The sequence below is a fragment of the Bernardetia aquimarina genome, from assembly GCF_042180575.1.
Taxonomy (GTDB): Bacteria; Bacteroidota; Bacteroidia; order Cytophagales; family Bernardetiaceae; genus Bernardetia.
Genome location: NZ_CP170094.1, coordinates 5,865,241 through 5,877,186 on the forward strand (window position 1 = coordinate 5,865,241; position 11,946 = coordinate 5,877,186).

The 11,946-nt window shown below is 30.7% G+C and carries 11 protein-coding genes; 7 read left to right on the forward strand and 4 right to left on the reverse strand.

What is annotated here, in order from left to right:
• The first annotated feature begins 12 nt into the window (after positions 1–12).
• Together ACE193_RS25200 and ACE193_RS25205 are read left to right on the forward strand one after the other, a co-directional pair.
• Positions 13–924 carry a hypothetical protein gene (locus ACE193_RS25200; RefSeq protein ID WP_375560948.1) on the forward strand — a complete coding sequence of 304 codons (912 nt, stop codon included), beginning with the start codon at positions 13–15 and terminating at the stop codon, positions 922–924.
• 125 nt (positions 925–1,049) lie between these two features.
• Entirely contained in the window at positions 1,050–2,135 is a 1,086-nt protein-coding gene (locus ACE193_RS25205; protein ID WP_375560949.1) for an ABC transporter ATP-binding protein, read from the forward strand.
• On the opposite strand, the gene ACE193_RS25210 is transcribed toward ACE193_RS25205, so the two are convergent.
• Both ACE193_RS25210 and rpoN read right to left on the reverse strand, forming a co-directional pair.
• Positions 2,122–2,394, reverse strand: a complete 273-nt coding sequence (locus tag ACE193_RS25210) for a hypothetical protein (protein WP_375560950.1) — start codon at positions 2,392–2,394, stop codon at positions 2,122–2,124. The genes ACE193_RS25205 and ACE193_RS25210 overlap by 14 nt on opposite strands.
• A 78-nt stretch (positions 2,395–2,472) precedes the next feature.
• Positions 2,473–3,987, reverse strand: coding sequence for an RNA polymerase factor sigma-54 (gene rpoN, locus ACE193_RS25215; protein ID WP_375560951.1), 1,515 nt, complete (start codon positions 3,985–3,987; stop codon positions 2,473–2,475).
• 280 nt (positions 3,988–4,267) lie between these two features.
• Between rpoN and ACE193_RS25220 the strand changes: the two genes are divergently transcribed.
• Both ACE193_RS25220 and ACE193_RS25225 read left to right on the forward strand, forming a co-directional pair.
• Positions 4,268–5,194: a DMT family transporter gene (locus ACE193_RS25220; protein WP_375560952.1), complete on the forward strand. Its 927-nt coding sequence runs from the start codon at positions 4,268–4,270 to the stop codon at positions 5,192–5,194.
• A gap of 261 nt (positions 5,195–5,455) precedes the next feature.
• On the forward strand, positions 5,456–5,770 hold the full coding sequence (locus ACE193_RS25225; protein ID WP_375560953.1) for a hypothetical protein: 315 nt from the start codon (positions 5,456–5,458) through the stop codon (positions 5,768–5,770).
• Here the strand turns inward: ACE193_RS25225 and ACE193_RS25230 are convergent.
• Positions 5,763–6,950 (reverse strand): ISL3 family transposase, encoded by a 1,188-nt coding sequence (locus ACE193_RS25230; protein ID WP_375558606.1) that lies wholly within the window; start codon positions 6,948–6,950, stop codon positions 5,763–5,765. The genes ACE193_RS25225 and ACE193_RS25230 overlap by 8 nt on opposite strands.
• Before the next feature lie 269 nt (positions 6,951–7,219).
• Here ACE193_RS25230 and ACE193_RS25235 point away from each other — a divergent pair, with 269 nt between their 5' ends.
• A complete protein-coding gene (locus ACE193_RS25235; RefSeq protein WP_375560954.1) occupies positions 7,220–7,930 on the forward strand; it encodes a hypothetical protein in 711 nt (236 codons plus the stop codon).
• A gap of 40 nt (positions 7,931–7,970) precedes the next feature.
• Here ACE193_RS25235 and ACE193_RS25240 read toward each other — a convergent pair whose 3' ends face one another.
• Positions 7,971–8,549 (reverse strand): hypothetical protein, encoded by a 579-nt coding sequence (locus tag ACE193_RS25240; protein ID WP_375560955.1) that lies wholly within the window; start codon positions 8,547–8,549, stop codon positions 7,971–7,973.
• 190 nt (positions 8,550–8,739) lie between these two features.
• Here ACE193_RS25240 and ACE193_RS25245 point away from each other — a divergent pair, with 190 nt between their 5' ends.
• A complete protein-coding gene (locus tag ACE193_RS25245) occupies positions 8,740–10,638 on the forward strand; it encodes an ABC-F family ATP-binding cassette domain-containing protein (RefSeq protein ID WP_375560956.1) in 1,899 nt (632 codons plus the stop codon).
• Positions 10,639–10,691: 53 nt separating this feature from the next.
• Positions 10,692–11,927 carry a tetratricopeptide repeat protein gene (locus ACE193_RS25250; protein ID WP_375560957.1) on the forward strand — a complete coding sequence of 412 codons (1,236 nt, stop codon included), beginning with the start codon at positions 10,692–10,694 and terminating at the stop codon, positions 11,925–11,927.
• Positions 11,928–11,946: the final 19 nt, after the last annotated feature.

Here is an 11,946-nt window from a genome sequence, read left to right on the forward strand (position 1 = left end):
TTAAATAGAAAAATGAAATATACAAATTTGTTCTTTGCTCTTTGTAGTTTGTGTTTCCTAGGTACTATTTCCAGTATATATGCTCAAAATGCCACAAATCAACTTTCTGAATCTGACTTTGCAACTCTTATCAAAATTGCTGATTATTATTCTAATAATGTCAATTTGAAAGGTAAGAATACCATTTCAGATTTGGAAACATTTCGTACTCCAAAATTAGACCACATAGTTAGCACACTTCAAGTAGTGTCAAAGGCTGATAAATCTATTTTTGATAAGAAATATCTTAGCAGACCTAGCAATGAAGAGTTGCAGTTGTGGTATATTATACGAGAAATTCATTATAACAATATAAATTCAACAAAAAGAACAAATGAAGAAGTTGCTAAAGAAGTTTTAAATAAAGAAATAGATGATAGATGGCTTTTAGATAATTATTATTATCGTTTGAGTGGTGGAATTAGTTTTCTATCTAATACAGCTAATTTGAAAAAAATAAATATAAATCTTGATGAGTATGGATTAAGAAACAAAACTGAAAAAGCAATTTTATATTTTGGAATCATGCAACCTCTTCTTACTCGCTTTTCTGTATTATCATTTGTAAAGAACTATGATAAAGTAAACTATTTTGCTAAACGTTTGCCTACAATAAATGGTAAACCTTATTATTATTATACTGATTTTGATTATGAAGATTTTGATTGGATTGGTCATGAAAAAGTAGAATCATATAACACTCGTCATCTAGGTACTATTTATTCTGCGACAATGAGCTATATGAATGCTTTGTTAGACAGCAAAAAAGAAAAGCAACTAAAAGAAATATATGCTAATTCAATTTTTGTACAACCAAATTATTTCAAGTATGCTTCTTTTACAGATGATTTGAATCAAATGTATAAATCTTATAAAGGTAAATAATTTAACAAAACCTGTCTGACAGTTTAAATTTCCATTTTCTAATTCTTTTTTAGATATGTTTTATTGTCTAATTATAAATCTCAAAAACCTACCTTTGCTTGTGTCCTCACGAGCGACATATACAAATGCTCAAAACTCAAAACCTAACCATTGGTTATCCTTCCAAAATCATTTTAGAAAATCTCAACCTACATTTAGAAAAGGGAAAACTAACAGCTCTTTTAGGAGTAAATGGGGCAGGAAAATCAACGCTTTTACGAACGATTGCAGGTGTACAAAAACCAATAGCAGGAAATGTTTTTTTGAATAATAACAAATCCCAAAAATTAGTCCAACAGTCCATTCAAAAACTCTCCAAAAAAGAAATTGCCAAAAAAATAAGTTTGGTTTTGACAGAACAAGCAGCTACTACACGTTTGACAGTCAAAGAATTGATTGCTCTAGGGCGTTATCCTCATACTTCTTGGAATGGAAATTTTGATAAAGAAGACCAAAAAATGATTGACTGGGCGATAGAAGCTGTTGGAATGAATGATTATGCAGATATTCCGATAGGAGAATTGAGTGATGGACTTCGTCAAAAAACAATGATTGGACGTGCGCTGGCACAAGAAGGAGATATTTTGCTTTTAGATGAACCTACGGCACATCTGGATTTGGTAAATCGTAGTGAAGTGATGTTGCTTTTATCTCAGATTGCAACAGAGTTTAATAAAGCAATTTTGGTTTCGACACACGAGTTAGACCTTATTTTACAGATTGCTCACAAATTATGGCTTATTTCGTCTTCTGATAAAGATAAATTAAATCAAAAAGGAAAGCTACAAAATCGAAAATTACTTGTAGGCTTGGCAGAAGAACTGGTTTTGAATGGAGAACTGGCAAACGCTTTTGTGCGTCCTCCTCTTTATTTTGATAGAGAAAAAGGAAATTTCAAGATTCAGAATAAAGAACACAAAATTACTTTCTTTATAGAGGGAGATACAATTGGAACATATTGGACAAAACTAGCCTTAGAAAAGCGAGGAATTTATTCAGAAATTATTGAGGTTAATTTTAAAGAAATTGAAAATAATTTGATTGTCAAAGTAAAAAGGCAAAGCGAAAATTCTTGGCAATGGTTTTTTGAAGGGAGAAAGTTTGAGGATTTGGAGAAACTTTTGACGTTTATATTTACTCAAAAAGATATTTTTGAAATTAATGTAGGTTAGAAAGTAAATCAAAGAAAGCTAAAATAAAGGTTAGAAAGCTGGCTATTAAACAGAAAAGACCTATTCTATCCCAAACTATATAATTTTGAGTAGCTCTAGAACTAATTACGTAATTAATTGTGGAGATTGTGAAAAGAATCCAACTCAAACCAAACATTCCCCATTTTGAAAAAATTAAGGTAATACACCCAGTTATTAAACAAGCTAGATTTACTAATAAAATAGCACTCCAGTCATCTTCTTTTTTTTTACTATTCATTTTTTTTGCCAAATTAAAAAACATAAAAAAAGGAAAAGGCTCGCCTTTTCCCTACATAAATCAATATTGTATATATTTCTAAACCTCTTTTCTAAGTCTAGCAACTGGAATATTCAGTTGTTCTCTATATTTGGCAACTGTTCTTCTAGCAATTTGATAGCCTCTGGCACGAAGTAATTTTTCTAATTTATCATCTGAATAAGGTTTGCGTTTGCTTTCGTCTTCGATGAGTCCTTTCAAAATAGCTTTCACTTCTTTGCTACTTACATCTTCCCCTGAGTCGGTCTGAATACTTTCTGAAAAGAAATATTTTAAAGGAAAAACTCCAAAATCTGTCTGAACAGCTTTACTATTTGCAACCCTAGAAACGGTCGAAATATCCATTCCTATTTCATTGGCAATATCCTTCAAAATCATAGGGCGAAGTTTTGAATCTTCTCCTTCCAAAAAGAACTCTCTTTGATATTCCATAATAGCACTCATCGTTTTGAGTAGTGTTTGTTGACGTTGTTTGATGGCATCAATAAACCATTTTGCAGCATCTAGCTTTTGTTTTACGAAAGAAACCTCTTGTTTTAGCTTTTTATCTTTTTTATCACTTTTGTCATAACTTTCCAACATATTTGTATAATTTCTACTAATATGAAGTTGAGGGGCATTTCTAGAATTGAGTGAAAGTTCTAAGTCGCCACTATTATATTTTATAGTAAAATCTGGAATTACATATTGTACTTTTACCATTCCCGAACCCGAACCACCTGGTTTTGGATTTAATTTTAAAATAACTCCCATTGCAGCTCTTAATTCATCTTCTGAAAGATTGAGTTTGCGCTGAATTTTCTTGAAATGTTTTTTCTTGAACTCTTCAAAACACATCGAAATAATATGAATGGCATCTTCTAAAATCTTGAATTCTTGTTTGTTTTCTTCTGTTAGAGGCTCATCTTCTTTCTTTACTCTTTCATGTCTTTTGAGTTGAATCAACAAACATTCTTGTAAATCTCTCGCTCCAATTCCCGCTGGGTCAAATTGTTGAACACGTCTTAATAATTTCTCTATTTCGGCTTTATCAGTTTGAATATTTTGTATAAAAGCAAGGTCATTGACTATCGCATCCAAATCTCTTCGGATATATCCATCATCATCAACGCTTCCAATGAGTTGCATTCCAATTGTGTGCATACGCTCATCCAAACGCAGATAACCAAGCTGACGAGTAAGCTCATCGATAAGCGAAGTCATCGAAGAAATCGGCATATCTCGGTCTTCTTCTTGATAATTTCCATCACCTTGCATTTTGTAACCTGCGACATCATCTTGACTTAAATAATCATTAATATTTACATCCGAAGTCGAATCTTGAAGAGATTCTAATGACGTTTCAGAATAATCCATTTCATCATAATCATCGCTATTATCATCTTCTTTTTCCTTCTCTTTTTCTCTGCCTTCTTCCAAAGCAGGATTACTTTCTAGTTCTTCCTCAACTCTTGAATCTAGTTCTGCTGTTGGAATTTGCAACAATTTTATAAACTGTATCTGTTGAGGTGATAATTTCTGATTAAGTGATTGTTTTACTGTTAATTTTTGCATAGGGATAGAAAGTTGAAAAAGTGAGTGTGTTAAATCAAAGGATTTATAAATATTTTTTTAGTAAAATTTTCAATACTAATTTTTTTATAGGATTGAATTTTAAGCTGTATGTCTTACTAAACGGAAAAAAAGCAAATACGTTTACATAAATTTAAAATATTTTTGAATTATTTCAAAATTGGAACGAATTTTATGGTGATTTTTTACTTTTCAAGGTGAAAATAGCCTATTTAATAGTTTTTAAATGAATAGCTAGAGTATAATTTTCTACTTTTGCGAGATGAAACTACCTAAAATTGATAAAACTATTCTTGTTCATTTGGCTCTTTTTGCTGTTGCACTTATTTATGGTGCAAATTATACAATTGCAAAAGAAGTTATGCCACTTTATATTTCTCCTTCTGCTACGATTTTGATGCGTGTTTTGGGAGCAAGCGTTCTTTTTTGGATTTTGGTAGGAGGAAAGAAACTTGTTTTATCCAATAATAAAGAGAAAACTGTCTTGTTGCTTAGTGCTATTTTTGGAGTCGTAGTTAATCAACTTTTGTTTTTTGAAGGACTAGCACGAACTACGCCTATCAATGCAGCTTTGATTATGACCACAACACCTTTACTTGTTTTGATTGTTTCGGCAGTAACTGGAGGAGAAAAATTTACTTTTTTGAAAGGTGTGGGAGTTAGTTTGGGGCTTTTGGGAGCTGCTATGTTGATTAGTAGCAAAACGGTTTCTGATTCTACACTTCCTTTTGCACTCGCTTTTGATTTTAATTTGGGTGATTTATTTATTTTATTAAATGCCACTTCGTATGCTATTTATTTAGTGATTGCAAAACCACTTTTGAAAAAATATTCTGCTTTATCTATCAGTAAATGGATGTTTACGCTTGCCTTGCCTTTTGTTTTGCCATTTGGTTTTTCTGATTTAGGAACAACTAATTTTGAAGCGATGCCAGCAGAAATTTATGCAGGAATTGGTTATATTGTTCTTTTTACTACCTTTTTTGCTTATTTATTGAATGCGTGGGCATTGCGTAGTGTTTCTTCTAGTGTGGTCGGAATTTATATTTATTTGCAGCCTGTTTTGGCTACTTTTATAGCCGTTGCATTGGATAAAGACTCACTTACTTTTAATAAACTTATTTGGGCAGCTTGTATATTTTTAGGTGTTTTTTTGGTAAGTAAAAAACAAAGTAAGAAGTCAATTTAGAGGTAATTGAAGTGTTTTTTTTATTGAAGGTTTTATGTAAATTGTATTGTAAATACGACACATATTTTTTGGCGTTTAACAATAAGGAATAGAATTTTATTAAAATGGACAAGCTTTTCCTTGTAGCTTACTTTAGAGTGAGAAGATTGTACCTTATACTTTAGTTTAAGTAAAATTAGGTGATATAGGCAAAACAACTTGTATAGTTTATTTATTTCTTATTCCTAAGCACTATTTTTAAGAAATTAATCTGATAACTTAATGAAAAACGAATTTATCTATCAAGACAAAGAAAATTTTAAAAATGAATTAATTACTCCTATTCTTGCTGAATCAAGTAAATATCAAGCATTTGCTACTAAAATAGCTGAACAAGAAAAAAAATGGAATGGTGTAGAGATAGACATCAAAAATTGCAAAGAAATCATAGAAGAAAAAAAGAAATTTGATGCAATGAAATTAGAAGAGGAAGTTTATAAAGATAGCGTTTTCTTTTTCTTAGATACACTAAACCGAGTTTTGACTTATGTTCAAGAAAATAATTTTGGCTCTTCCGACTTTTTAGCGATTATATGAATTTGACTATCATTCTCAATCTAAAATTTTGAAAGTTTCTAAACCCATACCCACTCCTTTTGAGGGTCTTAATTTTATTATTAATTCCCTCTACTATTCCGTTAGAATATCTATCTTTGAAGAAATTAATAATATCATTTTTCCAAGAATTAAACGTATTTATAAATCTATTTAGAGCCTTATGATTTATTTTTTGAGCTTCTTCTATCCATTGGTCTAGTAGTTTTTTAGCTTCTTGTTTACTCAAATCAGTATTAAATATATTTTGTAATTCCACTTTCATAAAATACACCTGTCTAAGCGTTGAGCTAAACCTAAACGCTTTAAGTAAAACTCGTCTTTCTTTATAAGTAAGGTCTTTCCATGCCTTGTATAAAAGCCATTTTATTTGCTTGAAATGAACGTTTTTATCATCTTTTCGTCGTAATTCTTTACGAATGCTATCTAGCACTTTATTACAATGCTGAAAAAAATGAAAGCGATCTATTACTACATCAGCGTTAGGAAATACTTCTTTTGCTGTATTTGAAAATCCCTCCCACATATCACAAGAAAATACTTCTATACTAGTACAAAAAACTTCGCCTTTGGATAAAAAATAGGCTTTTAAATACTCTTTATTACGGTATTCTAAAATATCCCAAACTTGACCTGTATCTAAATCTACTAAAACAACAGCATATTCCTTTTTTCCTTTTTTGTAAGCAAATTCATCAATACCTAAACGTCGAGGAAAATAATCTAGGTGTTTTTTTATCTCACGTTTACTATAGGTTTTAAAAATACCATCTAAAACATCCCAAAGTATGTTTTCTCGGATAGCTACTTCTTTGAAACTGCTATCTTTCAAACATAAATAAAGATATTTTTCCAAACGATGAGTTTGATTTTTTTGCTTAGAAACAAAACTAAAAACTTCTTGAAAGTAACGAGTACAATCTTGACAATGAAATTGACGAGAAGTTAAGTGTAAATAAACCTCTTTGTCTAAAATATTTCGGTCACGAACAATACGTTCTGAAGTAGAAGTCACTTTATTGCACTTTTTCAAGCAATTAGGACAAATAGAATCGGCTAAATTACTTTCTCCATAAATAGTTAAGCGAAGTGGAGAAGATTCTATTTTCGTTACTGAAAAATCTGAAAAACCTAATAAAATTGCTATTGTGTTAGTATCCATAGAAAGGCTAAATTAAGAAATTATCGCTAAATTGTCGGAAGAACCATAATTTTTTAGATATAGAAAAAATTGAAAAACTTAAATTAGCCAAATTATTTTTTGAAGAAGCTAAGTTTGAAAAAGCACACAAAACCCTCAAACAGGAATGGATAGAAGAACTAATTACAGCTTATTTTAATAAATATTCTACTGACAGTTATTGTTCTGAAAAACAGAGAGAGGAGCTAAGAATACTTGTTTTTTTTGCCGTAATGAAAGTGAGTTTAATTATGTTTGTAAGCGATTTTTCTACTATTCCTTCAAAAGAAGAGTTAAATAAAATCTATGAGAGTTTGGAAAAATTGTTCTCTATTGTTCCAGAACCTAATTTATTAAATTCAATGTTTACTTTACTCGCTTTTACACTTGATACCCACAAAAGAGATGTTTTGGTACAAAAAGTAGAAGAACAACAGAAAAATAGTCAATCAAATTATACTTCTTTTTACAAAACAGAAGAAGCACAAATTTCAGGAAAAGCTCTAATTTCTCATATCATAGGAGATTTTTATATGCAGGAAAACAGAAATTTGTATAAAGCATTGACTTATTTTGAAAGTTCTTTACTAGATTATCAAAAGTTGATTTCTATAAATTCTTTAAAATATCTTCCTCTGATGGCAAAGGCATATAAATATTTGGCACATACATATTCAAGAAAAGAAAATTATATTTTAGCTGTTTTCTTTTACGAAAAATGCTTTGTTCTTCTCAAGCAACTTCACAAAATAAATCCAAAAAAATACGATTATGACTTTTCAGAACACGTTTTTTATATGATTGGTTATCATCGTAGTAAAATGGAAGATACAGAGAAAGCCGTAGAATTGAGTAATCATTTTATTTCTAGCTATCCAAATGAGGAAGAATTACCTTATTTAACTTGTTATCAGTTTAGAACAATAAGTTTTTTAGTTTTCTTAGAAATGCAAAAAGCCTAATTATCTCACTATTATCAAGATAATTAGACTTTCAAAAACTTCACTCAAAATCTTTTACCTTTATTTTGCACATCTGTCCAGTTTTGAGATTGTGCCAAACGATTCCTTCAATTCCTGTATCGATTTGTTGATTACCAAATTTTGTTTTTTGATTTGGAAGCCATTTTTTTAGCTGCTCAAAAGTAGTCGGTGCATTTTTATAAACTACTTTTTCTAACCAATTTTCTAAAGAAAAAATAAATAAAGTATGCCCTTTTAGATTCAATGGATTGCCTTGTATTTTTTCTCCTAATGCTTCTGCACTCCATTCTCCATCAGGAACATCTGAAAAATCAGTATTTTCTACAGCTTCAAAAATATATTTATCTTCCGAATTTTCTTTATTTGCATCTACATACCAAGGGTCTTTTATTCCGTTTGCTTTCTGTTTTTTATCTGGATTTCTGCGTTTTTCGACTCTCACAACGGTATGATTTCGAACAGTTATACGCACATTTGTTCCGTCTAATTTTTCGGTAGCAATGGCATTTTCGAAGTCAAAATCTGTAACGACGAGTTTATCATTTACTTTTCGGTTGGTTTCCCAGTTTCGGTCGAAAATGGTGGGTATTTTTTCCATATTTTTTGAAGTTTAATTAATAAGGTTATAAAAAAGATTATTTACAGTCCAACTCTTAGAATTTTATTTTTGTTCCAAATGGGTAAAATAGTGTGTTTTGAATTTAATTTAAACAAACAAAATCATAAAAAAACACTACCTTTGCAGCCGTAAAAAAGATAAAAAACTAGCAAAAATAGATATTTAAAAAATGGCAGCAATCAACCTCATTTCGGGCGAGCATCTTTCAAAAACGTATGGAGATAGATTTCTTTTCAATGATTTGAATTTTGGAATTTCTCAAGGCGAAAAAGTAGCTTTAGTAGGTAAAAATGGAGCAGGAAAATCTACATTATTAAAGATTTTAGCAAAAATAGTAAATCCTGATAAAGGGGATGTCAGTTTGCGTCAAGGTGTCAGAGTGGGTTATTTGGCTCAAGACCCAGATTTGCCATTGAATAAAACTATTTGGGAAGCCATTGTACAGGCTGATAGTCCGACTATTACGGCAATCAGAAATTATGAAAATTCTATTTTGCCTGAAAATATAGAAGATTCGGAAAGAATGGAAAAGGCAATGAATGAAATGGAACGTTTGGATGCTTGGGCGTATGATGCCAAAATAAAAGAAATTACTTCAAAATTAGGATTAGAAGATACTGAAAAATCGATTGCGAAACTTTCGGGTGGACAAAAAAAGCGTGTTGCGCTTGCAAAACTCCTTTTAGATGAGCCTGATTTGTGGCTTTTGGATGAGCCTACCAACCATTTGGACTTAGCGACTATCGAATGGCTAGAAAATTATTGGGCTTCTGCAAATACTACTCTTTTGCTAATTACTCACGATAGATACTTTTTGGATAAAATTTGTAATCGTATTTTTGAGTTGGATAACGGTCATATTTATCGTTATGAGGCAAATTATGGACAGTTTTTGGAATTAAAATCTGAACGAGTTGCACAAGCACACACCGAAGCAGATAAGGCATACCAGCACATGAAAAAGGAATTGGACTGGATTAGAAGACAGCCAAAAGCACGAGGAACAAAAGCAAAATATAGAGTAGAAGCTTTTGAAGGCATAAAAGAAAAGGCTAGTAATCGTCCAGAAGGAAATAATATGGACATTCAATTTGGTGCAAAACGTCAAGGAAAGAAAATTATTGAACTTCACGATGTGAGTTTTGAGTTTCAAAGTGAAAAAGGAAAGCAGAAAATTCTTGATAACTTCAATTACAAATTTGTAAGAGGAGAACGCATCGGAATTATAGGGAAAAATGGAGCAGGAAAATCTACTTTTCTTTCTCTTTTGACTGGCGCATTAGAACCAACAAAAGGACATATCGAAAAAGGCGAAAACACTCATTTTGGTTATTATACCCAAATGCCACCTTCTTTTGATGACTCTATGCGTGTTATCGAAGTCATTCAAGCGATTGGAGAAATGGCGACAGTTTCGGAGGAAACCAAACATCAAGTTTCGGCTTCGCAGCTTCTTACTCAGTTTAATTTTCCACCAGCACAGCAATACAAAAATGTAGGGACACTTTCTGGAGGCGAAAAAAGACGTTTGCAGCTTTTACAGATTTTGATAAAAATGCCTAATTTCTTGATTCTTGATGAGCCTACCAATGATTTGGATTTACAAACGCTTTCTGTTTTGGAAGAATTTTTATCTAATTATGGTGGTTGTTTGATTTTGGTTTCTCACGATAGGTATTTCTTAGATAATCTAGTCGAACATCTTTTTGTATTTGAAGGAGAAGGAGAAATTAGAGATTTTAATGGAAATTATACTGATTATAGAGAAGAAGAAGCTGAAAAAATCAAAGAATCTCAAAACAAACCTTCTAATAAAAACGCTCATTCGATTGCGCCAGTAAAAACAAATTCTTCTAATAAACTAAGTTTCAAAGAAAAACAAGAGTTAGAAAATTTGGATAAAGAAATTGAAAAACTAACCAAACAGAAAGAAGAATTAGTTGCACTTATGAATAGTGGCGAAACAGATTATGACAAAATTTCTAAATGGAGCATTGAAATGGAAGTCATTGTTAATTCACTTGATGAAAAGGAAATGCGTTGGTTAGAACTGTCTGAAAGAGAGTAAATAAAATTATTCGTTGGAATACCACTAATTATAAATCAAAAAAAATAAAAAATATGGATACAACTTCTATTGTTTTGAGTCTAACTCTATCTATATTTATTGGTATTCCTTCCATTTTATTTTTAAATCAAATTGGTCGTACTCTAGTAGGTTCTTTATTCACAGTTCAAGATGTGGAATTGTATTTTGGTTCTTTGCTGCCAAATGAAGATGAAAACTTTAAAATTAACATCGGACGTTTTAAATTGATTTTTCTAAAAAACTATCTTTGGTACAAAGGTTCTTGTTATTTTTTAGGAGCTTGTTTTTTGCCTTTTCAAAAAAAGATGATACGTATAGCTTCAACATTTCTTGCTGTTTTGGTTTCTTTTGGATTATGTTACTTTATTATCCATTACAATTTTCCTAAAACTCTGCGAGTAGCAAGTATTCTATTTTTTGCATTGTCTTGTTTGAATATTTTATCTGCATTTTTGACTCAAGGTGAGTTTATAGAAAATACAGGAGGAACAGTATTAGAAAACTCTTTTTTGTTTGACCAAAATCAATACGAATATGAGGAAGAGCAACAAAACTATTCTTATACAGGTTTAGACTTAAATATAGACCAAGATTCAACTGAAGTTTTTTGGTTAGGCGTTACCTATCATAACCATGGAGAATTTAGAAAAGCAATTCCTCTTCTAGAAAGGTCATTGGATAATCATGCTGAAAAATCTGATGCTGCTTTACTTTTGTTACAATGTTATTTGATGATTGAGGAATATGAAAAAGCTGAATCGTTTTTGGAGTATCTGACAGATGAAACCAATTTTAATTCAAATAATTACTATAACATAGGCTGCTTGAAAGCAAAATTGAAAAAACATGATGAAAGCATTTATTATTATGATAAATCACTAGAACTAAATGATAGTAATGATACTGTTTTTAATAATAGAGGATATAGTTATAGTATTATAGAGGAATATGATAAGGCTGTTTCTGACTTTGATAGAGCATTAGAACTAAATCCTAAAAATGCTTTTGCTTTCAATAATAGAGGTTTTGTAAAAATGAAATTAGGGAAATTAGAAGAAGGAATGAAAGATGTTGAAAAGTCTTTAGAAATAATTCCAAAAAACTCGTATGCGTATCGCAATTTAGGAATTTATCATTTTGAGAAAAAACAATATAAAATTGCTTTGAGCTACTTCCAAAAAACATATCAGTTAGACAAAGAAACCCATTTGATAGAAGAGCATATTAGGGAAACAAAAGCTATTCTCAAAAGATTAGAAGAAAATTAAGAAATAGAATTTAAACAAA

Coding starts and splice junctions, on each gene's coding strand:
- ACE193_RS25200 (WP_375560948.1), top strand. CDS start 13: ATGAAATATACAAATTTGTTCTTTGCTCTTTGTAGTTTGTGTTTCCTA.
- ACE193_RS25205 (WP_375560949.1), top strand. CDS start 1,050: ATGCTCAAAACTCAAAACCTAACCATTGGTTATCCTTCCAAAATCATT.
- ACE193_RS25210 (WP_375560950.1), bottom strand. CDS start 2,394: ATGAATAGTAAAAAAAAAGAAGATGACTGGAGTGCTATTTTATTAGTA.
- rpoN (WP_375560951.1), bottom strand. CDS start 3,987: ATGCAAAAATTAACAGTAAAACAATCACTTAATCAGAAATTATCACCT.
- ACE193_RS25220 (WP_375560952.1), top strand. CDS start 4,268: ATGAAACTACCTAAAATTGATAAAACTATTCTTGTTCATTTGGCTCTT.
- ACE193_RS25225 (WP_375560953.1), top strand. CDS start 5,456: ATGAAAAACGAATTTATCTATCAAGACAAAGAAAATTTTAAAAATGAA.
- ACE193_RS25230 (WP_375558606.1), bottom strand. CDS start 6,950: ATGGATACTAACACAATAGCAATTTTATTAGGTTTTTCAGATTTTTCA.
- ACE193_RS25235 (WP_375560954.1), top strand. CDS start 7,220: ATGTTTGTAAGCGATTTTTCTACTATTCCTTCAAAAGAAGAGTTAAAT.
- ACE193_RS25240 (WP_375560955.1), bottom strand. CDS start 8,549: ATGGAAAAAATACCCACCATTTTCGACCGAAACTGGGAAACCAACCGA.
- ACE193_RS25245 (WP_375560956.1), top strand. CDS start 8,740: ATGGCAGCAATCAACCTCATTTCGGGCGAGCATCTTTCAAAAACGTAT.
- ACE193_RS25250 (WP_375560957.1), top strand. CDS start 10,692: ATGGATACAACTTCTATTGTTTTGAGTCTAACTCTATCTATATTTATT.